The following is a 23222-nucleotide window of genomic DNA, read 5'->3' as shown; positions in this document are numbered from 1 at the left end:
ACCTGCCGGGGTGGGGTTGAGCGATTGAACCTGCCCCGTTCGCGCTGCACCAGACGTGCGCTGGAAGGTCGGTCCCCGGGGAGGGGGCGCATCGGCAGAGCACATTTTTCGAATCAGTGACCTGCAACAGGAAACAAGAATGAACGTCCGCGAGCTGCTGCAATCCAAGAAAGAAGCTGTCATCACCATCGATTCCGAGGATACGATCGGTGCTGCCGCGCACAAGATGAGCGCGAACAAGATCGCTGCCCTGGTGGTGACCAAAGACGGTGCCCCGGTCGGCATCATTTCCGAGAAGGACATCGTGCGCAGCCTGGCCGATGACGGTCCGCAGGCCGGCCGCCGGGTGATTTCCAGCGTACCGTCGACGGGCCTGGAAGGCATCGCGCCGGAGGCCACGCTCAAGCAGGCGATGTCCCTGATGACGTATTCGCGACGCCGCCACCTGATGGTGACCGAAGGCGCGACGCTGGTCGGCATCCTCAGCCTCGGCGATATCGTCAAGAACCTGCTGGGCGAGCTGGAGCTGGAAAAGGCCGTGCTGCAGGACATCTACCTGGCCGCGCACTGACCCCTCGGCACATCGCGACATGGGAAGCCGGGCAGCGCCCGGCTTCTTCGTTTCAGGCCGTGGAGACCGTCAGAAGGTGACCTTCACCGAATCGGCGCTGTAGCGCGCTTCACCGTGATGGACCACTTCAATGTTGTTGCCATCCGGGTCCAGCACGAACGCGGCGTAATAGCCGGGATGATAGGGCCGTTCGCCCGGCGCGCCATTGTCCTTGCCGCCGGCGGCAAGGGCTGCCTTGTGGAACGCCTCGACGGTGGCACGGTCGCGTGACTGGAAGGCCAGATGGTGGCGGCCGGTCAGTTGGCCGGCGGCGGCGTCACTCTCCGCGCTGGAAATGAACAGCTCATCGGCCCAGAAGTAGTCCTCGCCTTCGCCGGCGATGGGGATGCCGATGGTGTCGAACACTGCTTGGTAGAAGCGTCGGCTGGCGGCAAGATCGCGCACGATCAGCTGGATGTGGTCGATCAATCGCCCGCGATGCAGCTCGTTGGTTTCCATGCTCACGCTCCATGAAAAAGGGGACGGAGGGGATTAAGTCGCTTGCGGCTCGATTGTGCCAGAAATGACTTAATCCCCTCCGTCCCCTTTTTTCACGTCAGGCGTTGGAGATGATCTCTACCCAGTAGCCGTCCGGGTCCTTGATGAAGGCCAGGTGCTTCATGCGGCCGTCTTCCAGGCGCTTCTGGTAGGGCACCTGCAGGTCGTCGAAGCGCTTGCAGGCCGACTGGATGTCCGGCACGGACACGCAGATGTGGCCGAAGCCGCGCGGATCGCTGTTGCCATCGTGGTACACCGGGCCGTCCTGCGCTTCGGTGCCATGGTTGTGGGTCAGTTCCAGCACCCCCGGCATGCCTGCCATCCACAGGCGGCGCTCGGCGTCCGACTCAGGCACCGGTGTGCCTGCCGGCAGCAGCGCCAGGAAGTACAGACTGAACCGGGCCTCGGCAAAGTCGCGCTTGTCGATCAGCTGGTAGCCCAGCACACGGGTGTAGAAATCCAGCGAGGCGGTGGCGTCCTTCACCCGCAGCATGGTGTGGTTGAAAACGAAGCCGGCGGTTTCCGCCGGCGGCTGGGCAGCGACGCCCGGGACGGTCTGCAGTTCGGCAAGGGTCATAGGGATCCTTCAATGGCGGCGCCCGGAATGGCGCGATGACCCATTCTACCGACCGGCGGATGACGGTCCGGCGTAGAATGCGTCCACCGCACCGTTCCACCACGGACAACGATTCCGCCATGTCGCAGCGTGAATGGGTGGCTGCCGCCATCCGCAAGATCGAGGCCGATTTCAACCGTTCGGCCGATACCCACCTGATTCCGATGGACCTGCCCGGGTTCGACGGCATCGAGGTGTACTTCAAGGACGAGTCCAGCCACCCCACCGGCAGCCTCAAGCACCGCCTCGCGCGTTCGCTGTTCCTGTACGCGCTGGCCAACGGCTGGCTGCGCGCGGGACGGCCGGTGATCGAAGCCTCCAGTGGTTCGACGGCGGTATCCGAAGCGTATTTCGCGCGCCTGCTCGGCCTGCCCTTCATCGCGGTGATGCCGGCCAGCACCTCGCCGGAGAAAATCGCCGCGATCGAGTTCCACGGCGGCCGCTGTCATCTGGTGCAGAGCGCGTGCGGCCTGAATGCCGCCTCCGAGCAGTTGGCGCGCGAGACCGGCGGCCACTTCATGGACCAGTTCACCTTCGCCGAGCGGGCCACTGACTGGCGCGCCAACAACAACATTGCCGAATCCATCTTCAAACAGATGGCCGAAGAGCCGCATCCCATCCCGGAATGGATCGTCTGCAGCCCAGGCACCGGCGGTACCGCGGCCACGCTGGGGCGCTACGTCAGCTACCGTCGGCACGACACCCGCATCCTCTGCGCGGATCCTGAAGTGTCGGTGTTCTATGACGGCTACCGCGCCGCGCTGGCCGGTGAGCCGTGGCGGCAGTTGACCTGCGAAGGCGGTTCACGGGTGGAAGGCATCGGCCGTCCGCGGGTGGAGCCCAGCTTCATCCCGACCAGCGTGGACGCCATGGTGAAGGTGCCCGATGCGCTGGCGCTGGCGGCAATGCGCCAGGTCAGCCGCCGCCTGGGGCGCCGTGTCGGCGGTTCCACCGGCACCAATTTCATCGGCGTACTGCAGGCCGCGCAGTGGATGCGTGAGGCAGGTCGCGGTGGCAGCATCGTCACCATCCTGTGTGACAGCGGCGAGCGTTACGCGCACAGCTATTACGATCCTTCCTGGTACGAACGGATGGGGATCGACGTGGTGGGCGCCGATGCAGTGCTTGCAGCGGTACTGGCAGGGGGCGCCTTGCCGGCGCTGCCGGTGAGCAGCCTGGAAACGATCTGACCCCCCTTGCCATCCGGGCGGCGCGGCGCCATATCCAGCAGCATGCCACCGCGCGTGGCACCTGCTACTGGAGCCCCCATGACCGCCACCAACCCGTTGCTTGATTTCTCCGGCCTGCCGCGTTTCGCCGAGATCCGGCCTGAGCACATTGGACCGGCGCTGGACGTGCTGCTGGCCGACGCGGAAGCCGCCGTCGTCGCCGCCGAACGGGTGCAGCCGGTGTCGTGGGAATCCTTCGTGGTCCCGCTCGACGATGCCACCGAGCGACTCTGGCGGGCCTGGGGCCAGGTTGGTCACCTGCAGGCGGTGATGAACACGCCGGCGCTGCGTGAGGCCTACAACCAGAACCTGCCGCGGATCACCAACTTCGGCACCGCACTGGGCCAGAACGTGGCACTGTTCCGTCAGTACCAGACGCTGGCGTCCAGCGCCGGCGCCACCGGCTTCGATGCGCCACGGCGCAAGGTGCTGGACAACACCCTGAGGGACTTTCGCCTGGGTGGCGCGGAACTCGATGGCGCCGACAAAGCGCGCTTCACCGCCATCAAGGAAGAACTGTCTGCGCTGGGGGCCAGGTTCTCGCAGAATGTGCTCGACGCTACCGACGCCTGGGCGTTGCTCGTCCAGGACCAAGCGCGCCTGGCGGGCCTGCCGCAGGATGTCCGGGCCGCGGCGCGCGCCGCCGCCGAAAAGGACGGCAAGGACGGTTGGAAACTGACCCTGCAGATGCCCTGCTACCTGCCGGTGCAGACCTATGCCGAAGACCGGAACCTGCGCGAGACCCTGTATCGCGCCAGTGCGCAGCGCGCTTCGGAATTTGGAGAGGGCTCACTGGACAACAGCGGCAACATCGACCGCATCCTTGCACTGCGCGCGGAGCTGGCTGGACTGCTTGGCTTCGCCTCTTATGCAGACTATTCCATCGCCACCAAGATGGCGCAGGACCCGGCCGACGTGCTGGCGTTCCTGCGCGACCTGACGGCGCGTGCCAAGCCCTTCGCCCGCCAGGATCGCGTGGAACTGGAGCAGTTCGCACGTGACACGCTGGGCCTGGACCACCTGCAGGCCTGGGACCTGGCTTTTGCCGCGGACAAGCTGAAACAGGCGCGCTACAGCTACTCCGAGCAGGATGTAAAACAGTACTTCACCGAACCCAAGGTGCTGGGCGGACTGTTTGCCGTGATCGAGCAGTTGTACGGCTTGCGGGTGCAGCCGGACAGCGCGCCGGTGTGGCATGACGACGTCCGCTTCTTCCGCCTGGAAGACGCGCAGGGAGCGCTGGTGGGGCAGTTCTACCTGGACCTGTATGCACGCGAAGGCAAGCGCGGCGGCGCGTGGATGGACGATTGCCGCAACCGTCGCGTGCGCGCCGACGGCAGCGTGCAGACGCCGCTGGTCTACCTGGTCTGCAACTTCGGCCGCGGTGCCGATGGCGCGCCGGCGACCTTCAGCCACAACGAGGTCACCACGCTGTTCCACGAAATGGGCCACGGCCTGCACCAGCTGCTGACGCGTATCGGCGAACTGGGCGTGGCAGGCATCAACGGCGTGGAGTGGGATGCGGTGGAGCTGCCCAGCCAGTTCATGGAAAACTTCTGCTGGGAGTGGAGCCACCTGCAGGGCATGACCGCGCACGTGGAAACCGGGGAACCGTTGCCGCGCGCGCTGTACGAGAAAATGCTGGCGGCGCGCAATTTCCACAGCGGCATGGCCACGGTACGACAGCTGGAATTCGGCTTGTTCGACATGCTGCTGCACAGCCAGTTCGAACCGCAGCAGGACAGCGTGCTGGCCTTGCTGGAGCGTGTGCGCGAGGAGGTCGCGGTGAACCATCCGCCGGAGTGGAATCGCTTCCCGCACCAGTTCAGCCATATCTTCGCCGGTGGCTATGCGGCGGGGTATTACAGCTACAAGTGGGCCGAAGTGCTGAGTGCGGACGCCTATGCGGCCTTCGAGGAGGCGCCGGACGCGGTGGCGGCGACCGGTGCGCGGTTCCGCGATGAGATCATCGGGCGCGGCGGCAGCCGCAGCGCCGCGGAAAACTTCCAGGCCTTCCGCGGCCGCGCGCCAAGCATCGATGCGCTGTTGCGGCATTCAGGCATGGCCGGCTGACGCGGCTGCTTTTCAGTCGACGTAGATCATCCTGCGGGTCATGCCGCCGTCGACGATGTGGTCCTGGCCGGTGATGAAACCCGCCATGTCCGACAGCAGGTACACCGCCAGGGCGCCGATGTCTTCGGGCTGGCCGACCCGGCCTACCGGATGCTGCGCGTGGTCGGCACGGGACAGCCTCGGCGTGCGCCGGCGCGTGGGCGCCTGCCAGGCGCCCGTGGCGATCCATCCGGGGCTGATGCTGTTTACCCGCACTGCCGGGCCCGCACTGAGCGCCAGCGCATGGGTGAAAGCGAGCAGTCCGCCCTTGGCGGCGGCGTAGGCTTCGCTGTTGGGTTCGGACTGCTGGGCGCGGGTCGATGCGATGTTGAGGATCGCCCCGCCCCCGTCGGCCGCCAGTGCGGGCAGGGCGTGCTTGCTGCACAGGAAGGTGCCGTGCAGCGAGGAGAGCCTACGCTGCCATTCCGCCCACTCCATGTCGGCCAGCGCGGTGCCGTGCGCACCGGCAATCCCCGCATTGTTGACCAGCCCGTCGATGCGGCCGAAGCGCTTCAGCGCGGCCGCGACGAAGCCGCGCGCGCTGGCTTCGGCGGTGATGTCCAGCTTGCGGAAGGCGGCGTCGGCAGGGCGATCCCATTCGGCCAGGCAGGCCTTGCCTGCTGCCACGTCGAGGTCGCCGATCATCACCTGGCCGCCCGCGCCCAGCACGGCCTGCGCGATGCCGCGGCCGATGCCGTTGGCACCCCCGGTCACCAGCACCACCTTGCCCGCCAGGGGCGCGGCGGGCCACGCTCCAACCGCGGGCACGATGCTCATGACAGGTCCTGCCCGCGCAGGCGCCGCCACCAGCCCTCCACCCCGATGCGATCCAGGGTCTGGATGTTGCGCTCCACGATCACATCCGGGTCCGGGAAGGCATCCACCGCACGTGCCACGCTGTCTTCGCGCAGCAGGTGCAGGGTCGGGTAGGGCGCGCGGTTGGTGTAGTTGCTGGCATCGTCCGGCGCAACGCCTTCGAACTGGTACTGCGGGTGGAAGCTGGCCACCTGCAGGATGCCCTGCAGATCCAATGCTTCGATCGCCGCATCGGCGTTGTCGAGGAAATCGTTGTAGTCCAGGAAGTCGGTCAGCACGTCCGGATGGATGATCAGGGTCGTGTCGATCTGTTCGGGCGAAGCATCGCGCAGCAGCACCAGTTCTTCCGCCAACTGCTCCACCAGCGCTTCGGGCGTGGTGGCATCGCTGAGCACATAGCGCACCTGTTCTTTGACATAGACCGCCTTGGCGAAGGGGCACAGATTCAGGCCGATGACGATGCGCTCCAGCCACAGGCGGGTAGCGGCAACGGGGTCTTCGGCGGGCAGCCCTTCGGAGGTAACAACGGAATCGGTCATGGCGGGCTCGGCAGGCTGGCGGAGAAGTCGGCGATCAGTCGCGGAAGTTGTCGAACTGCAGCGGTAGTTCGAAGTCGTTCTTGCGCAGCAGGGCCATCGCGTCCTGCAGGTCATCGCGCTTTTTGCCGCTCACCCGCAGCTTGTCGCCGTTGATCTGGCTTTCCACCTTCAGCTTGGCTTCCTTCAGCGTGGCGGCGATCTTCTTGGCGATCTTCTGCTCGATCCCCTGCTTGACGGTGATCTTCTGCCGCGCGCCGGCGACGTTGGTTTCCACCTCGCCGAATTCCAGGCTCTTGGTGTCGATCTGGCGGGCGGCCATCCGGGCGCGCAGGATGTCGGTCATCTGCTGCAGCTGGAACTCGCTGGGAGCGCTCTGCGAGATCACGCTGTCTTCCAGCTCGAACTTCGCGGCCACGCCCTTGAAATCAAAGCGCGTGGTCAGTTCACGGTTGGCCTGGTCGACCGCATTGACCAGCTCGTGCTTGTCCACTTCGGAGACGACGTCGAAAGAGGGCATGGGGAAACTCCTGGATTCAGTGCCCCCCATTCTACCCAACCCGCCTTGGAAGGTCGGCGTGGCAGGGCGATAATGGGCCATGAACGCCCCCGCCTCCCCTTCGCGCGCCGTCATCTGGATGGTTGCCGCTGTCGCCTGTTTCTCGCTGATGGACGCGGGCATGAAGCAGCTGGCGGCCGGATACCCTTCGCTGCAGGTGACCTTCCTGCGCGGCGCCGCCTCGCTGCCGTTCGTGCTGGTCTGGGTGCTTGCCAGTGCCGGGCCGCGTTCCTTGATTCCAAAGCGCTGGGGCCTGCACCTGCTGCGCGGCGTGCTGGGCATGGTGATGATCGGCTGCTTCGTCTTCGCGCTGCGCGACCTGCCGCTTTCAACGGCCTACAGCATCTATTTCGTCGCCCCGCTGATCATCGCCGCGCTGTCGGTGCCGCTGCTGGGCGAGCGTGTCGGGCCGCGGCGCTGGGTGGCCATCGGCATCGGCCTGCTCGGGGTCATCGTGGTGCTGCGGCCCGGCGTGGACGGGTTCATTTCCATCCCCGGGCTGATGGTGCTGCTGGCGGCCACGGCGTATGCGGTGGCCGCCATCACCGTCAGCCTGTTGACCCGCACCGACACCTCGCAGTCGATGGTGGTGTGGTTCCTGGTGATCATGGGGATCGGGGCCGGTGCACTGGCCTGGCCGGAGTGGGTGCCGATGCAGCTGGCCGATGCGCCGCTGGTGGCTGGCATGGGACTGGCCGGCGCACTGGGACAGATCGCGCTGACCCGGGCCTTCCAGCTGGGCGAAGCGTCGATGATCGCGCCACTGGAGTACACCGGACTGGTCTGGGTGATCGGCTGGGATCTGCTGTTCTGGCAGCAGTTGCCTGATGCGTGGACCTGGAGTGGCGCGGCCATCATCGTGGCGTCAGGCCTGTACCTGCTGCACCGTGAGCGGGTGAACCGCCAGCAGCCACCGAAGCCACTGGATCATCCTTGAGGCCGGTGGGCATTTCCGAGGCGAGGCTGCCGGTGCTATGCAGCGCCCGCTTGTCGTCGCCCACCACGGTCTCGATCCTCGCCAGCCCGGCCAGGAACACCTGATTCCGTCGCCTCCTATCGCGCAGTCCGCGCCTCCACTGGTTCTTGGGGGCGGCGGCCGGGCGGGGCGGGCTTGGGACCGGCCATGGCGAAGGCGGCAGTTCGCCGCGCGGGAGGCCTGTCACGTGGCTTAGAACCATCCGGAATATCATTCGTCTCACCGGCATAGGCGGAAGACCGTCCGCGCTGGTAGGCTGCACGCCCCCCTCCAACGCCCATCCGGTGAGCTGCTGCCGTGATCGAGTTCCAGCGCCTGCACAAATCCTATGCCGTGGCCGGCCGCGCCGTCAGTGCGCTGCAGCCCCTGGACCTGACCGTCGAGTCCGGCGAAGTGTTCGGCATCATCGGCCACTCCGGCGCGGGCAAATCGACCCTGATCCGCATGATCAACCGGCTGGAGGAGCCCAGCGGCGGCCGCCTGCTCATCGAAGGGGAAGACGTCACCGCCCTGGATGCAGCCGGCCTGCGTGCGCTGCGTCGGCGCATCGGGATGATCTTCCAGCACTTCAACCTGCTGTCCTCGCGCACCGTAGCGTCCAACGTCGGCTTCCCGCTGGAGCTGGCCGGCACGCCACGGGCGCAGATCGACGCCCGGGTGGCCGAACTGCTGCAGACCGTCGGCCTGCAGGCGCATGCGGACAAGTACCCGGCACAGCTGTCCGGTGGGCAGAAGCAGCGGGTCGGCATCGCGCGCGCGCTGGCCACCGGCCCACGGATCCTGCTGTGCGATGAGGCCACCAGTGCACTGGATCCGCAGACTACCGCTTCGGTGCTTGGGCTGCTGTCGAAGATCAACCGGGAACTGGGCCTGACCATCGTGCTGATCACCCACGAAATGGATGTGATCCGTCGGGTCTGCGACCGCGTGGCAGTGCTTGATGCTGGTGAACTGGTGGAGATGGGGCCGGTCACCGATGTGTTCCTGCATCCGCAGCATCCGACCACGCGCCGTTTCGTCAGCGAATCCGAGCACATCGACGAGGGCACGCTGCACGGTGATTTCGATACCGTTGGCGGCACCATCGTGCGGCTGACGTTCCTTGGTGCTGACACCTACCAACCGCTGCTGGGCAGCGTCGCCCGCCAGACCGGCGTGGATTACAACATCCTGTCAGGCCGCATCGACCGCATCAAGGACACCCCGTACGGGCAGCTGATCGTGTCGCTGGTCGGCGGCGACCAGGCTGCTGCGCAACAGGCATTCGCCGCTGCCGGCGTGCACGTAGAGGAATTGCGCCGATGATCTTCGCAAGCAACGGCGGCTTCTTCCGCCACCTGGACGCCGGCAAATGGGCCGATATCGGACAGGCCACCGTCGACACGCTGCTGATGCTGGCCGGGTCGCTGCCGCTGACCCTGGCCATCGGCCTGCCGCTCGGCGTGCTGCTGTACCTGTTCGGCTCACCACAACTGCGGCGCAGGCCGGTTGCCTACGGGGCGCTGGCGCTGGTGGTGAACCTGCTGCGTTCGGTGCCTTTCATCATCCTGATGATCGTGCTGATTCCGGTCACGTTGGGGCTCATGGGCACCTCGCTGGGTGTGCGTGGTGCCATCGTGCCGCTGGTGATCGGGGCAGCGCCGTTCTACGCGCGGCTGGTGGAGACGGCGCTGCGCGAAGTGGACCGCGGGGTGATCGAGGCCACTCAGGCAATGGGCGCCACCACCTGGCAGCTGGTGAGCCGCGTGTTGTTGCCCGAAGCCCGCCCGGGCCTGATCGCCGGCGCGACGGTGACCACCGTGGCACTGATCGGTTTCACGGCGATGGGCGGTGCGATCGGGTCCGGTGGCCTGGGTGATCTCGCATTCCGCGATGGTTACCAGCGCTCGCATACCGACGTGGCGCTGGTCACCGTGGTGCTGCTGCTGGTGCTGGTGCAGCTGCTGCAGATGCTGGGCGACAGGTTGGTCGCGCACTACAGCCGGAAATGACCCCAGCGCCGGGTCGTGCCCGGCGCGGTGGCCGACGCTCAGCGCTGGTTGGGCACTTCGTAGCCGAGTTTGTCGACCTGGCTGCGCTGCTGCGGCACCCGCTTGAGCTTGTCGGTGTTTACCCCGTACTCGTCGCGCAGGCGTTCGGCCAGCTTCTTGTACAGACCGTTTTCCATTTCGGGCTTGCGCGCGAAGATCCACGCCATCTCACGGCCGGGATAGCCGACCAGCGCCCATGAATAATCCGGTGCCACTTCCAGCACGCGCGAATGGGTCGGTACCACGCGGTAGAACCAGGTGCGCCAGTCGTGGTTGCCGCTGTCTTCGTCGACCGAGGCGCGCGCCTGGATTTCCTGCAGCGGTTCACTGAAGCCATCGCGATAGCGATACGTGATGCCGATCTTCTGCGGCTCGCGCAGGGTGTATTCATTGACGCTGGCGACATGGCCGCGTTCAATGAAATTCGGCACGCGCCCGATCACATACCAGGTGCCCATGAAGCGCTGCAGGTTGATCGGCGCCCCCCGATCGTCCTGATCGGCCACGGCCACCGGATCCGGCGCGCTGGACGCGCTGGAACGGAACATCGCACAACCCGGCCCGACGATCAGGGTGGTCAGCAGGACAGCACACAACGGGCGGATCGACGGCATGGGAAAGCGGGCTCCAGGAGGGCTTGCGCAAGCATGGTCGAATGCGCGCGAGGGATTCGTCAATGGTGTCTGACCGTGAGATGTCGCAGCTGGTGAGAAACGACAGGGGCAAGGTGGCGACTCGAAACCCTTTTTCGCCTTCGGAGACCTCCATGCGCCCACGTCAGCCTGCCCGCTCTCCTTCGCCGGACACCGGTCCGGACCCGCGCCTGCTGCGATGCGTCAGGCACGCCGCGCTGGCCGGGCTGGCGATGGTGCTGGTGTGGCCGGCCGCGCGCGGCAGCACCGGCTGGCTTGGCTGGATGCCGCTGTGGCTGCTGGGCATGCCGCTGGTGGCCTGGTGGTCGCTGCTGCGCTTCCCCCTGCCGCGTTGGCAACGCCGGCGCGTGCAGGCGCGGCGGCGGGGAACGCGCGCGGTCCGTACGGCCTGACCTTCGACACGGGGGCAGGGCGCAGGCCCTGTGATAGCGTTCTGCAGCTTATGACTGCCTGGAACCGCAATGTCACGACTCGCTTCCGCCTGCCTGCTGGCCGGCATGATGACCGCTGCCTCGGTGGGGACCGCCGTGGCCGCTGAAACTGAACAGAATGATCAGTACGCCTGGCTGGAAGAGGTTGCCGGTGACAAGCCGCTGGCATGGGTGAAAGAGCAGAATGCCAAGGCCGAAGCCCGTCTTGCGCAGTCGCCAGCGTTCGCCCAGATGGAAGCCAGCATCCGTGAAGTGCTCGATTCGGACGCCAAGATTCCCGGCGTGGAGAAGATCGGCGAGTACTACTACAACTTCTGGAAAGACAAGCAGCACGAACGCGGGCTGTGGCGCCGCACCACCCTGGCCGAGTACCGCAAGGCGTCGCCGCAGTGGGAAACGGTGATCGACCTGGATGCGCTGAACAAGGCCGAAGGCGAGAACTGGGTGTGGCACGGCGTGGAATGCCTGCGGCCGGAGTACGACCGTTGCCTGATCGCGCTGTCGCGTGGCGGCGCCGATGCCGATGTCACCCGTGAGTTCGACCTGGCCAGCCGCAGCTGGGTCACCGATGGCTTCTTCCGGCCCGAATCCAAGGGCGGGCTGGGCTGGGTCGACCGTGACAGCGTGTTCGTCTATACCGATTTCGGCGATGGCTCGATGACCACCTCCGGTTACCCACGGGTAGCCAAGCTGTGGAAGCGCGGCACGCCGCTGGCGTCGGCGCAGGTGGTGTATGAAGGCAAGCCGGACGACATGTACATCGCGGCCGTTCACGATGACACCCCGGGCTTCGAACGCAACCTGGTCAGCCGCACGCTGGCCTTCTACAACAACGAGCTGTACCTGCGCGCCGACGATGGCAAGCTGAGCAAGATTGAGGCGCCGAACTCGGCTGAAAAGGGCCTGCACAAGCAGTGGCTGAGCCTGGAGCTGCGCGAGCCGTGGACGGTGGGTGGCAAGACCTACGCGGCCGGCTCGCTGCTGGCGGCCAGGCTGGAGGACTTCCTCGCCGGCAAGCGCGATTTCGACGTGCTGTTCGCCCCGACCGACACCACCTCGCTGGCCGGTGCGGTGTGGACGAAGGACCACGTGGTGCTGAACGTGCTGGACGACGTCAAGAACCGACTCAGCGTGCTGACCCCCGGCGCCAACGGCTGGACCGGCAGTGAGTTCGTCGGTGCGCCGGCATTCGGCACGCTGGGTGTCGGCGCGGTGGACAGCAACGACAGCAACGCCGTGTGGGTGACCGCCACCGATTACCTGACCCCGACCACCCTGGCGCTGGCCGAGATCGGCAGCAAGCCGGAGGTGCTGAAGACGATGCCGGCGTTCTTCGATGCCGAAGGCAAGGTCATCGAACAGCACTTCGCCACCAGCAAGGACGGCACCCGCGTGCCGTACTTCGTGGTGCACGCCAAGGACATGCCGCGCGATGGTTCGAACCCGACCCTGCTGTACGGCTATGGTGGTTTCGAGATCTCGCTGACCCCGAATTATTCCGGCGGCATGGGCCGTGCGTGGCTGGAAAAGGGCGGGGTGTACGTGGTCGCCAACATCCGTGGCGGCGGCGAATATGGGCCGCGCTGGCACCAGGCCGCGCTGAAGCAGAACCGCCACAAGGCGTATGAGGACATGGCCGCGGTCGCGCGCGATCTCGTCGCGCGGAAGATCACTTCGGCCAGGCACCTGGGCGTGCAGGGCGGCAGCAATGGCGGCCTGCTGACCGGCAACATGCTGACCCAGTACCCGGAGCTGTTCGGTGCGGTGGTGGTGCAGGTGCCGCTGCTGGACATGAAGCGCTACAGCCATCTGCTGGCCGGTGCCTCGTGGATGGCCGAATACGGCAATCCGGACACCGCCGATTGGGAGTACATCAAGACGTTCTCGCCGTATCACCTGTTCGATGCGAAGAAGACGTACCCGCCGGTGCTGTTCACCACTTCCACCCGCGATGACCGCGTGCATCCGGGCCATGCGCGCAAGATGGCGGCGAAGATGATCGACGCCGGCAAGGACGTGACCTACTACGAGAACATCGAAGGCGGTCATGGCGGTGCGGCGAACAATGCGCAGGCCGCGCACATGTCCGCACTGGCCTACAGCTTCCTGTGGGAGCGCCTGGGCGGTAAATGACGGAATGAAAGACGCCGCCTCCGGGCGGCGTTTTTCTTTCAGTAGTGACGGCCGTCACTACCGGGGCAGCGTACGCAGCCCGCGCGCGATCCGTTCCACCGCTTCCTGCAGGCGTGGGATTTCCTGCGTATAGGCCAGCCGCACATGCTGGTTGGCCCGGTGGAAGCCGAAATCCAGGCCGGGGGTGAACGCCACGTGCTCGGTTTCCAGGAAATGCGCGCAGAACGCCTGCGCGTCGTCGGTGAATGCACTGACATCCGCGTACAGGTAGAACGCGCCCTGCGGTTCCAGCTCGATGCGGAAACCGAGTTCGCGCAGCGCCGGCAGCAGGAAATCACGTCGCTGCCGGAAGGCTTCGCGGCGCTGTTCGAAGATCGCCATCGCTTCGTCTTCGAAGCACGCCAGCGCGGCGTGCTGGGCGATGCTGGAGGCGCTGATGTACAGATTCTGGGCCAGCTTCTCCAGTTCCGGCACTGCGGCCGGCGGTGCCACCAGCCAGCCCAGTCGCCACCCGGTCATGCCGAAGTATTTGGAGAAGCTGTTCAGCACGAAGGCCGAGTCGTCGACCTGCAGCACGCTGGCCGCGTCCATGCCGTAGGTCAGGCCGTGGTAGATCTCATCCACCACCATGTGCCCACCCCGCGCGTGCAGCGCCTGCGACAGCGCCGCCAGCTCCGATGCCGACAACACCGTGCCGGTGGGATTGGCGGGCGAGGCCAGCAGCGCCCCGACACTGTGTTCGTTCCAGTGCGTGGCCACCAGGTCTGGAGTGAGCTGGTAAGCCGTGCCGGCGTCGACCGGCACCAGTTGCGCGCCGCCTTCCACCAGACGCAGGAAATGCCGGTTGCACGGATAACCCGGGTCCGCCAGCAGCCACTGCCTGCCCGGGTCCACAAGCAGGCTGCTGGCCAGCAGCAGCGCGCCGGAACCGCCCGGGGTGATCAGGATCCGCTGCGGGTCGATATCCAGGTGGTACTGGCGGCGGTAGAAACCGGCGATCGCTTCGCGCAGCGCAGGCAGGCCGCGCGCGGCGGTATAGCGGGTGTGGCCGGCGGCCAGTGCGACCTGCCCGGCACGCACCACCGGTGCGGCGGTGGTGAAGTCCGGCTCGCCGATTTCCAGATGGATCACATCGTGGCCGGCCTGTTCCAGCGCCTGCGCACGCGCCAGCAGGGACATCACGTGGAAGGGGGCGATATCGTGGCTGCGCCGGCTGTAGGCCGGTCGCTTGTCGTCATGCAGGGGGCTCATGCCGCCCATGGTACGCCGGTGACCAACGGCAGGCTTGTCCACTGCCACCCGTACGCCCAGACTGGCGGTTCAAGGAAGCCGTTGCAATCCCGTCCCAGGAGCCTTACTTCGTGAAGTCCACCCTCTGCCTGTTGCTTGCGAGCCTGATGACCACCACCACCCACGCCGCCCCCCCGCCCGTCGCGCCGGACGCCGAAAAGCGCCCGCACGTGGTCAAGGCCCCGTTCGGTGCCAGCCGCAACGACGACTATTACTGGATGCGCGACGACAAGCGCGAAGACAAGGCGATGCTGGCCTACCTGCAGGCCGAGAACGCCTACACCGACCAGGTGGTGGCGCCGCTGAAGCCGCTGCAGGAGACCCTGTACAAGGAGATCGTCGCGCGCATCAAGCAGGACGATTCCAGCGTACCGGCGCGGGAGCGCGGGTACTGGTACTACAGCCGTTTCGAGACCGGCCAGGACTATCCCATCCATGCGCGCCGCAAGGGCGACATGCAGGCGGCCGAAGAGATCCTGCTGGACGTCAACCAGATGGCGGCCGGCAAGGGCTACTTCAGCGTCGGCACGATGGAGGTCAGCCAGGACAACCAGCTGCTGGCCTGGGCCGACGATGACGTGGGCCGTCGCCAGTACGTCATCCGCTTCAAGGACCTGCGCACCGGTGAGGTGCTGCCGGACACCATCACCGGTTCGTCCGGCAACCTGGTGTGGGCCGATGACAACCGCACCGTGCTGTACGTGGAGAACGATCCGGAAACCCTGCTGACGGTGCGGGTGAAGAAGCACGTGCTGGGCACGCCGGCCAGCAGCGATGTGGTGGTGTACGAAGAGCAGGACGACAGCTTCTACATGGGCATCGGCCGCACGCGCGACGACCGCTTCATCACCATCGGCCTGCACAGCACGGTGACCTCCGAAGAGCGCTATGCGCCGGCCAGCGATCCAACCACCTTCACCGTGCTGGCGCCGCGCCACCGCGAAGTGGAATACGATGCGGACCACTTCGATGGTCGCTGGGTGATCCGTACCAACGACGGGGCCAAGAACTTCAAGCTGGTCACCGCGCCGACCGATGCGACCTCGCGTGCGCAGTGGAAGGACTGGATCGCGCACGACCCGGCGGTGTACATCGAAGGCTTCGAACTGTTCGATGCGTTCACCGCCATTGCCGAACGTTCCGAAGGCCTGGAGCGCATCCGCCTGCTGTTCAAGGACGGTCGCACCGATTACGTGAAGGCCGATGAGCCGGCGTATTCGATGGGCCTGGACGACAACACCGAAGCCGATACGCCGTGGCTGCGCTACGCGTACACCTCGATGACCACCCCGACCACGGTGTTCGAGATCAACACGCAGAGCGGCGAGCGCCGCCAACTGAAGCAGCAGCCGGTGATCGGCTATGACGCGTCGAAGTATGAAACCGACCGTGTGTGGATCACCGCGCGCGACGGCGTGAAGGTGCCGGTCTCCCTGGTGTACCGCAAGGGCTTCCAGAAGGACGGGACCGCCGCGTTGTTCCAGTACGCCTACGGCAGTTACGGCATGTCGATGGACCCCTATTTCAACCAGACCGCGGTGAGCCTGCTCGACCGTGGCGTGGTGTATGCCATCGCGCACATCCGTGGCGGCCAGGAGATGGGGCGCGACTGGTACGAAGACGGCAAGCTGCTGAACAAACAGAACACCTTCAACGACTTCATCGACGTCACCCGTGGTCTGGTGCAGCAGGGCTGGGCGGCCAATGACCGCGTGGCCGCTTCCGGTGGCAGCGCCGGTGGCCTGCTGATGGGCGCGGTGGCCAACCAGGCGCCGCAGGACTACCGGGTGATGGTCGCCCAGGTGCCGTTCGTCGACGTGGTGACCACCATGCTCGACCCGACCATCCCGCTGACCACCAACGAGTACGACGAGTGGGGCAACCCGGAGCAGAAGCCGTTCTACGACTACATGCTGAAGTACTCACCGTACGACAACGTGGCCAGGCAGGCCTACCCGGCGCTGTTCGTGGGCACCGGCCTGTGGGATTCGCAGGTGCAGTACTGGGAGCCCGCCAAGTGGGTGGCCAAGCTGCGCGATGACAATACCGGTACCCATCCGATCGTGTTCCGCACCAACATGGAAGCCGGCCACGGTGGCAAGTCCGGGCGCTTCCAGCGTTACCAGGAACTGGCCGAATCGTATGCGTTCGTGCTGGACCAGCTGGGCGTTCCGGGCCCCTGATTGCCCGGTCGTGACGGCCGCTGGTGGGTGACGACCGTTGGTCGTCACTGTGCCGGGCCGAAGAGCGTGACGACCAACGGTCGTCACCCACCCAACCAGCGGCTGTCACTACCGTATCCTTGCTGGCATGAACACGCCTGACCGTCCTGCTGATCATGACGCCCCGGCGCCTGCGCGCCGGGCGCGCTTCAAATGGGCGTGGTGGTTGCTGGCCTATGCCAGCCTGGGCACCGGCATCGTCGGTATCTTCGTGCCGGGCCTGCCCACTACCGTGTTCATCCTGATTTCGGCCTGGGCGGCGTCGCGCGGTTCCGAACGGCTGCACGGCTGGCTGCTCGGCCACCCGCGATTCGGCCCGGCGATCCGCAACTGGCAGGCGCACGGGGCGGTCAGCCGCCGTGGCAAATGGATGGCCACGCTGACCATGGCGGTCTGTGCCGGCATCATGCTCTGGTGCGTGCCGGTGGCCTGGGTCAAGGGGATCTCCATCGGCAGCATGATGGTGGTGTGCGGGTGGTTGTGGATGCGTCCGCTACCCCCTGCTGGAGCGTGAATCCATCCGCTGCGGGGCGGGCGCGGTGGGCGACGAAGGGCAGGGCTCGGCGCTACACTCGGGGCATGAACAATCCCCGCCGAACCCTCATCCTGATTCCGCTGGCAGCGTCCGCGCTGCTGTTCCTCAGCGCCTGTGGCAACAAGGGTCCGCTGGTAATGCCGCAGAAGCCGGTGCCGGTGGAAGAAGTCGCCGAGCCGGTCGACGTGCCCGCCGCCGATGATGCCACGCAGGGGCAAGCCACCCCGCCTGCCACCCAGGACACCGATGCGGGCAATCCCAGCACCGTTCCGGACCCGGTGACGCCGCAGATCGACGATGGCGCCGGCGACAACAATGAGTGATGCAGCACAGGATGCGGTAGCGGCGGCCGCTGGCCGTCAACATCCGCACGGCACCCCACTGCGTTTCAGCAAGATGCACGGCGCAGGCAATGATTTCGTCATGATCGACCTGCGCGACGGCACCGCGCCGCCTTCGCCGCAGCTGGCCGCGCGGCTGGCCGACCGGCATACCGGCGTCGGCTGCGACCAGATCATCACCATCGAGCCACCGCGGGCGCCCACGTCGGTGGCGTCCTACCGGATCTGGAATTCGGACGGCAGCAGCTCTCAGCAGTGCGGCAACGGCGCACGCTGCGTGGCCGCCTGGCTGGTCCGCAATGGCGATACCGCGGACAGTGAGTTCGCCATCGACAGCCCGCTGGCCACGCATACGGTGCGTACGCTGGGCGAGGATCGTTTTTCAGTGGAAATGGGCGTGCCGGTCTTTGAACCGGCGCAGATTCCGCTGATCGGCTTCGCCCGCCCGCGCGATGAATACCTGCTGCCCCTCCAGGGCGAGACCGTCCGCTTCGGGGCGGTGTCGATGGGCAATCCGCATGCCGTGATCGAAGTCGGCCTGGTCGATGCCGCACCGGTGGAGCGTCTGGGCGCCTCGCTGCAGCAGCATGCCTCGTTCCCGGAATCGGTCAACGTGGGCTTTGCCCAGGTGCTGGAGCACGACCATGCGCGGCTGCGGGTGTACGAACGTGGTGTCGGCGAGACCCTGGCCTGTGGCAGCGGTGCCTGCGCGGCGGCGGTTTCGCTGATGCGGCGTGGTCGCCTCGGCCCCGATGCACGGATCAGCCTGCCCGGTGGCGAGCTGCGCATCCAGTGGGCCGGTGAAGGCCAGCCAGTGCTGATGTCCGGACCCAGCGCATTCGTCTTCGAAGGGGAGTGGAATGCATGAGTGACAGTACGGAAAAGCTCGCCGGCCACGAGGTTGCCGCCTGGTTGCGGCGGCATCCGGGCTTCCTGAAACAGTTCCCGGACCTTGCCCTGACCCTGGTGGTGCCGCGCGATGACGGCCCCACCGCGTCGCTGGCCAGCTATCAGCTGGACGTGCTGCGCGACAAGAACCGCGAGCTGTCGCGTCGGCTGGCGGACCTGGGCCACACCGCGCAGGTGAACGAGCGGCTGGCCGTGCGCACCCACCAGCTGACCCTGGCGTTGATGAAGCAGGACAGCTCAGCCGATACGCTGCGCGCGATGGCCGCGACGCTGGAAGAAGATTTCGATGGCGACCTGGTGCGGCTGGTCGTGCACGTGCCGGTGCCCGGCCTGGAGCAGGCGCCGTGGCTGCAGGTGCTGGCTGCCGACAGCCCGCTGCTGGGCCCGTTCCGCGATTGCCTGAAAGACGGCGAGCCGATCTGCGGCCGCCTGCAGCCGGAGAAGAATGCGGTGCTGTACGGCGCACGTGCCGAGGAGATCCAGACCACGGCGCTGTTGCCGCTTCCCGGCGTCGGCCTGATCGCCGTGGGCAGCCACGATCCCAACCGGTTCTACCCGGGCATGGGCACGCTGTTCCTGCGCATGATGGGCGAATCGCTGGTCGTGGCCTTGAAGCGGTTCGGCTGATCGCCGTGAACGATGCGGTGCCGGCATTCCTGCAGTACATGACGGTCGAGCGCCGCATGTCGGCGCACACGCTGGATGCCTACCGGCGTGACCTGGACGCGCTGCAGCGCTGGGCCGAGGCGCGCGACTGCAGCGTGGATGCGCTGGACGGAGAGCAGTTGCGCGGCTTCGTCGCCGACGAACATCGTCGGGGGTTGTCGGCCAAGAGCCTGCAGCGGCGCCTGTCCGCCTGCCGGGGGTATTACGCGTGGCAGCTCAAGCATGGCCGGCTGCAGGTCGATCCGACGCTTGGACTGAAGGCCCCACGTGCACCACGGCGCCTGCCGCAGGTGCTCGACGCCGACGAGGCAGTGCGTCTGGTCGAACTGCCTCCTGATGGTGAACTGGGAAGGCGCGACCGCGCGCTGCTGGAACTGTTCTATTCCTCCGGCCTGCGCCTGAGCGAACTGTGCGCACTGACCTGGCGCGACCTGGATTTCGCCAGCGGCCTGGTCAACGTGCTGGGCAAGGGCAACCGGCAGCGCCGGGTACCGTTCGGGCGCCCCGCGCGCGAGGCGCTGGAAGCGTGGCGTGCAGAAACCAACGCTGCCCCCGCAGCGCCTGTTTTCCCTGGGCGCAATGGTGCCATCAGCCAGCGTGCCGTGCAGGTACGCATCAAGCAGCTGGCGCAGCGCCAGGGCCTGTTCAAGCACGTGCACCCGCACATGCTGCGGCACAGTTTCGCCAGCCACATCCTGGAATCTTCCGGCGACCTGCGCGGTGTGCAGGAACTGCTGGGGCACGCCGACATCGCAACCACGCAGATCTACACCCACCTGGACTTCCAGCACCTGGCCAAGGTGTACGACGCGGCGCATCCGCGGGCAAAGCGACAGCGTGGCAGCACGCCTGCCGCCGGATCCTCCGAGGACGACGCGCCGGGCTGACGCGACGCGTCCAGCCGGGTACCGACTGCCAGGCCACGCCTCCCCGCAGCAGCAGGGACGTCGCATCGTGGCAGACGCGTCCAATGATGGCTGGATGAGGTGCATCTGTCTGGACATCGCGCTGCCTCAGTCGCGTCTTATGCACCCTGCGCTTCGAAAACCAGATGCTTGCCGGCCATCACTCGTCCGGTCTGGGTAAAGCAGTTGGGCGACGTGCAACAGGCATCGGGAGACAGGTTCGTGCGGATGATCAAGGTGGCGTTGGGATTGGCGATGAGCGCCTTGGCAACGGGAGCGGCGGGGCAGGACGGAGCCGTCTCGCTCACCGGCCGGGTGATTGCCACGACCTGCGTTGTCGAAGGGATCAGCGATGTCCCCAGCACCGGCCCGGACATGGTGGTCCGCCTGCCTTCCACACGCCAGGCGCTGTTGACCGGGCCGGGCGACGCGGGACGACGATTCCCTTCCATCTGATCGTCGGCAGCGGCGAGCACCCGTGCCAGCAGGCCAGCGTGCGTGCGATGTTCCGCAGCGTAGGGCACAGCAACGAGGCGGGCCGGCTGAGCAACCAGGGCACCGCACGCAACGTGGACGTGGTGGTGCTCAACGCCGCGTTCCAGGACGTGCAGTTGATCACCAACGCGAACTCGCTGCCCATACCCATCGATGAAAACGGAATGGGCGTGCTCAGCTGGTGGGCTACCTACCACGCCACGGCAGCGGCGCAGCCGGGCACGGTGACGGCACAGGTGGAGTACGTCCTGGTGTATGACTGAGCCCAGGGTGGGACAGCGGGCAGCCGGATGAACGGCTTCCTACCGTAGCCGCTTGATGGCGGCCGGCGCTGGCCCCATGTCCTTCGCACAGCTTACCGGAGGCCACATGGACCCCAGCCAGAACCCCACAGTTTTCCACGCCACCACCATCGTCTGCGTCCGCCGCGGCGAGCATGTGGCCATCGCCGGCGACGGCCAGGTCACCCTCGGCCACACGGTGATGAAGGGCAATGCACGCAAGGTGCGCCGGCTGGGCCGTGACAGCCAGGTGCTGGCCGGGTTCGCCGGTGCAGCGGCGGATGCCTTCACCCTGTTCGAACTGTTCGAGGCCAAGCTTGAAAAGCATGGCCAGCTGCAGCGGGCCGCCGTCGAGCTGGCCAAGGACTGGCGCACCGAACGCAGGCTGGGCAAGCTCGAAGCGCTGCTGGCCGTGGCCGACCGGGAAACCTCGCTGATCATCAGCGGCACCGGCGATGTCATCGAGCCGGAAGACGGCATCATCGCCATCGGTTCCGGCGGATCGTATGCATTGTCCGCTGCGCGCGCGTTGATGGCGCATACCGAACTGGACGCACGCACCATCGCCAGTGAAGCCATCGGCATCGCAGGCGACATCTGCATCTACACCAACCGCAACGTGGTGGTCGAAGAGCTCTGACCGCACCGGTAGTGCTGACCCTGGTCGGCCATCGTTCTGCTAGTGCCGACGCCAGTCGGCCATCCTCATTCGTGAGCACCCCATGCCCAACAAATTCGAGAACACCTCCGCTTCCATGACCCCGCGCGAGATCGTGCAGGAACTGGACCGCCATATCGTCGGCCAGCACGATGCCAAGCGCGCGGTGGCCATCGCGCTGCGAAACCGCTGGCGCCGCATGCAGTTGCCGGCCGAGCTGCGCGATGAAGTGATGCCGAAGAACATCCTGATGATCGGTCCGACCGGCGTCGGCAAGACCGAGATCGCCCGCCGCCTGGCGACGTTGGCCAACGCGCCATTCGTCAAGGTGGAAGCCACGCGCTTCACCGAGGTGGGCTACGTGGGCAAGGACGTGGAGCAGATCATCCGCGACCTGGCCGACACTGCGGTCAAGCTGTACCGCGAACAGGCCAAGGTGCGCGTGCGCACGCAGGCCGAAGAGCGCGCCGAAGACCGTATCCTGGATGCATTGCTGCCACGTCGCAGCGGTGGCATCGGCTTTGATCCGGAAGCGGCGCGCAACGAACCGTCTTCGCAGGACAATGAGACCCGCATCAAGTTCCGCCGCATGCTGCGCAACGGTGAGCTGGACGACCGCGAGATCGAACTGGAGATCGCCGCCAACGTCAGCATGGATATCATGACCCCGCCGGGCATGGAGGAGATGGGCCAGCAGCTGAAGTCGATGTTCGCCAACCTGGGCGGTGCCAAATCGAACAAGCGCACGCTCACCATCAAGGCGGCGCGTCCGCTGCTGCAGGAAGAAGAAGCCGCCAAGCTGGTCAACGAAGATGAGGTGCGCACTGCGGCGATCGAAGCCTGCGAACAGCATGGCATCGTGTTCATCGACGAGATCGACAAGGTCGCCAAACGCGGTGACAACGTGGGTGGCGGGGATGTCTCCCGCGAGGGCGTACAGCGCGACCTGCTGCCGCTGGTGGAAGGATCCAACGTGTCCACCAAGTACGGCACGGTCAAGACCGACCACATCCTGTTCATCGCTTCCGGTGCCTTCCATCTTGCCAAGCCCAGTGACCTGATCCCCGAGCTGCAGGGCCGCTTCCCGATCCGCGTGGAACTGGGGGCCCTGACCAAGGCTGATTTCGTACGCATCCTGACTGAACCGAAGGCAGCGTTGACCAAGCAGTACGAAGCGCTGTTGCTGACGGAAGGTGTCAAGATCAGCTTCAATGAAGATGCCATCGACCGGCTGGCCGAGATTGCGTTCCTGGTGAACGAACGGCAGGAGAACATCGGCGCCCGTCGACTGCATACCGTGTTGGAGCGCCTGCTGGATTCATTGAGCTATGAAGCGCCGGATCGTGATGGTGAGACGATGGCCATCGACACCGCGTACGTGGACAAGCATCTGGGTGAGCTGGTCAAGGATCCTGATCTGAGCCGCTACATTCTCTGATACCGCAAGGCCGCCGAAAGGCGGCCTTTGCTTTTGCCGGCGTGGCGGCCATGCGCCTTCGCCCGCTGCGCCCGCCGACCATGGCTCGGCGCTACCGGTGCTCGCCCTGACGCGGCCGGAACCTTTGGTGCCCTACGTTGCGGCCGATTCGCGCGTGCACGTGCGTCTGCTCACACTGTTGCTGTGATCGCATCCAGAACAACTGGCGCAGACGCTGCGCCTTCCGTCGCGTCCTAGTCTGTTTGCGGCTGCGCTCCTCGACGATGGCCTTCCCGGCAACAGC

25 protein-coding genes are annotated in these 23222 nt (G+C 66.2%); 18 read left to right on the top strand and 7 right to left on the bottom strand.

The window, feature by feature from the left end; genetic code table 11:
• Positions 1-139: 139 nt before the first annotated feature.
• Entirely contained in the window at positions 140-571 is a 432-nt protein-coding gene (locus tag ACI2JH_RS14655; protein WP_101098874.1) for a CBS domain-containing protein, read from the top strand.
• Positions 572-640: 69 nt separating this feature from the next.
• On the opposite strand, the gene ACI2JH_RS14650 is transcribed toward ACI2JH_RS14655, so the two are convergent.
• Together ACI2JH_RS14650 and gloA are read right to left on the bottom strand one after the other, a co-directional pair.
• Positions 641-1069 carry a VOC family protein gene (locus ACI2JH_RS14650; RefSeq protein WP_101098875.1) on the bottom strand — a complete coding sequence of 143 codons (429 nt, stop codon included), beginning with the start codon at positions 1067-1069 and terminating at the stop codon, positions 641-643.
• Between the two features lie 97 nt (positions 1070-1166).
• Positions 1167-1685, bottom strand: coding sequence for a lactoylglutathione lyase (gene gloA / locus ACI2JH_RS14645; protein ID WP_101098876.1), 519 nt, complete (start codon positions 1683-1685; stop codon positions 1167-1169).
• A 119-nt stretch (positions 1686-1804) separates the two neighbouring features.
• On the opposite strand from gloA, the gene ACI2JH_RS14640 reads away from it, so the two are divergent.
• Together ACI2JH_RS14640 and ACI2JH_RS14635 are read left to right on the top strand one after the other, a co-directional pair.
• Positions 1805-2914 carry a PLP-dependent cysteine synthase family protein gene (locus tag ACI2JH_RS14640; RefSeq protein WP_182657355.1) on the top strand — a complete coding sequence of 370 codons (1110 nt, stop codon included), beginning with the start codon at positions 1805-1807 and terminating at the stop codon, positions 2912-2914.
• Positions 2915-2992: 78 nt separating this feature from the next.
• The gene (locus tag ACI2JH_RS14635; RefSeq protein WP_404736566.1) at positions 2993-5026 is read left to right on the top strand and encodes a M3 family metallopeptidase; all 2034 of its coding nucleotides are present in this window, start codon (positions 2993-2995) and stop codon (positions 5024-5026) included.
• 12 nt (positions 5027-5038) lie between these two features.
• On the opposite strand, the gene ACI2JH_RS14630 is transcribed toward ACI2JH_RS14635, so the two are convergent.
• From ACI2JH_RS14630 to ACI2JH_RS14620, 3 genes are read right to left on the bottom strand one after another with little or no spacing between them, the layout of a single operon-like run.
• Positions 5039-5842: an SDR family oxidoreductase gene (locus tag ACI2JH_RS14630; protein ID WP_404736565.1), complete on the bottom strand. Its 804-nt coding sequence runs from the start codon at positions 5840-5842 to the stop codon at positions 5039-5041.
• A complete protein-coding gene (locus ACI2JH_RS14625; RefSeq protein WP_101098879.1) occupies positions 5839-6420 on the bottom strand; it encodes a DUF1415 domain-containing protein in 582 nt (193 codons plus the stop codon). Before ACI2JH_RS14625 ends, ACI2JH_RS14630 begins: the two co-directional genes overlap by 4 nt.
• Positions 6421-6454: 34 nt before the next feature.
• Complete coding sequence (locus ACI2JH_RS14620) at positions 6455-6937, bottom strand: YajQ family cyclic di-GMP-binding protein (RefSeq protein ID WP_057508881.1); 483 nt, start codon at positions 6935-6937, stop codon at positions 6455-6457.
• A gap of 79 nt (positions 6938-7016) precedes the next feature.
• On the opposite strand from ACI2JH_RS14620, the gene ACI2JH_RS14615 reads away from it, so the two are divergent.
• The 3 genes from ACI2JH_RS14615 (at position 7017) to ACI2JH_RS14605 (ending at position 9943) form a co-directional block, all read left to right on the top strand.
• Positions 7017-7913 carry a DMT family transporter gene (locus tag ACI2JH_RS14615; RefSeq protein ID WP_404736564.1) on the top strand — a complete coding sequence of 299 codons (897 nt, stop codon included), beginning with the start codon at positions 7017-7019 and terminating at the stop codon, positions 7911-7913.
• 336 nt (positions 7914-8249) lie between these two features.
• The gene (locus ACI2JH_RS14610; RefSeq protein WP_101098881.1) at positions 8250-9257 is read left to right on the top strand and encodes a methionine ABC transporter ATP-binding protein; all 1008 of its coding nucleotides are present in this window, start codon (positions 8250-8252) and stop codon (positions 9255-9257) included.
• Entirely contained in the window at positions 9254-9943 is a 690-nt protein-coding gene (locus ACI2JH_RS14605) for a methionine ABC transporter permease (protein WP_101098882.1), read from the top strand. The genes ACI2JH_RS14610 and ACI2JH_RS14605 overlap by 4 nt, the downstream gene beginning before the upstream one ends.
• A 38-nt stretch (positions 9944-9981) precedes the next feature.
• On the opposite strand, the gene ACI2JH_RS14600 is transcribed toward ACI2JH_RS14605, so the two are convergent.
• Positions 9982-10530 carry a lipocalin family protein gene (locus tag ACI2JH_RS14600; RefSeq protein ID WP_404736572.1) on the bottom strand — a complete coding sequence of 183 codons (549 nt, stop codon included), beginning with the start codon at positions 10528-10530 and terminating at the stop codon, positions 9982-9984.
• 218 nt (positions 10531-10748) lie between these two features.
• Here ACI2JH_RS14600 and ACI2JH_RS14595 point away from each other — a divergent pair, with 218 nt between their 5' ends.
• Both ACI2JH_RS14595 and ACI2JH_RS14590 read left to right on the top strand, forming a co-directional pair.
• Positions 10749-11027, top strand: a complete 279-nt coding sequence (locus ACI2JH_RS14595) for a hypothetical protein (protein ID WP_101098884.1) — start codon at positions 10749-10751, stop codon at positions 11025-11027.
• Between the two features lie 69 nt (positions 11028-11096).
• Complete coding sequence (locus ACI2JH_RS14590) at positions 11097-13199, top strand: prolyl oligopeptidase family protein (protein ID WP_404736563.1); 2103 nt, start codon at positions 11097-11099, stop codon at positions 13197-13199.
• A 57-nt stretch (positions 13200-13256) separates the two neighbouring features.
• Here ACI2JH_RS14590 and ACI2JH_RS14585 read toward each other — a convergent pair whose 3' ends face one another.
• A complete protein-coding gene (locus ACI2JH_RS14585) occupies positions 13257-14459 on the bottom strand; it encodes a pyridoxal phosphate-dependent aminotransferase (RefSeq protein WP_404736571.1) in 1203 nt (400 codons plus the stop codon).
• 101 nt (positions 14460-14560) lie between these two features.
• Between ACI2JH_RS14585 and ACI2JH_RS14580 the strand changes: the two genes are divergently transcribed.
• From ACI2JH_RS14580 to hslU, 10 genes are all read left to right on the top strand, one after another.
• Positions 14561-16672: a S9 family peptidase gene (locus tag ACI2JH_RS14580; RefSeq protein ID WP_404736562.1), complete on the top strand. Its 2112-nt coding sequence runs from the start codon at positions 14561-14563 to the stop codon at positions 16670-16672.
• 127 nt (positions 16673-16799) lie between these two features.
• A complete protein-coding gene (locus tag ACI2JH_RS14575) occupies positions 16800-17225 on the top strand; it encodes a YbaN family protein (RefSeq protein ID WP_404736561.1) in 426 nt (141 codons plus the stop codon).
• Positions 17226-17290: 65 nt separating this feature from the next.
• Positions 17291-17569, top strand: coding sequence for a lipoprotein (locus ACI2JH_RS14570; protein ID WP_349999396.1), 279 nt, complete (start codon positions 17291-17293; stop codon positions 17567-17569).
• 73 nt (positions 17570-17642) lie between these two features.
• Positions 17643-18455 (top strand): diaminopimelate epimerase, encoded by an 813-nt coding sequence (gene dapF, locus ACI2JH_RS14565; RefSeq protein ID WP_182657374.1) that lies wholly within the window; start codon positions 17643-17645, stop codon positions 18453-18455.
• A complete protein-coding gene (locus ACI2JH_RS14560; protein WP_101098889.1) occupies positions 18452-19123 on the top strand; it encodes a DUF484 family protein in 672 nt (223 codons plus the stop codon). Before dapF ends, ACI2JH_RS14560 begins: the two co-directional genes overlap by 4 nt.
• 5 nt (positions 19124-19128) lie before the next feature.
• On the top strand, positions 19129-20049 hold the full coding sequence (xerC, locus tag ACI2JH_RS14555) for a tyrosine recombinase XerC (RefSeq protein ID WP_269801227.1): 921 nt from the start codon (positions 19129-19131) through the stop codon (positions 20047-20049).
• A gap of 168 nt (positions 20050-20217) precedes the next feature.
• Positions 20218-20523 (top strand): hypothetical protein, encoded by a 306-nt coding sequence (locus ACI2JH_RS14550; RefSeq protein ID WP_404736560.1) that lies wholly within the window; start codon positions 20218-20220, stop codon positions 20521-20523.
• Between the two features lie 38 nt (positions 20524-20561).
• Positions 20562-20825, top strand: coding sequence for a fimbrial protein (locus ACI2JH_RS14545; protein ID WP_404736559.1), 264 nt, complete (start codon positions 20562-20564; stop codon positions 20823-20825).
• A gap of 106 nt (positions 20826-20931) precedes the next feature.
• Entirely contained in the window at positions 20932-21483 is a 552-nt protein-coding gene (gene hslV, locus ACI2JH_RS14540; protein WP_182657346.1) for an ATP-dependent protease subunit HslV, read from the top strand.
• Between the two features lie 82 nt (positions 21484-21565).
• Positions 21566-22939 (top strand): ATP-dependent protease ATPase subunit HslU, encoded by a 1374-nt coding sequence (gene hslU, locus ACI2JH_RS14535; RefSeq protein ID WP_101098891.1) that lies wholly within the window; start codon positions 21566-21568, stop codon positions 22937-22939.
• Positions 22940-23222 lie beyond the last annotated feature (283 nt).

The sequence above is a fragment of the Stenotrophomonas sp. NPDC078853 genome, from assembly GCF_044901215.1.
Taxonomy (GTDB): domain Bacteria; phylum Pseudomonadota; class Gammaproteobacteria; order Xanthomonadales; family Xanthomonadaceae; genus Stenotrophomonas; species Stenotrophomonas lacuserhaii.
This window is presented reverse-complemented; position numbering and strand designations above follow the sequence as displayed.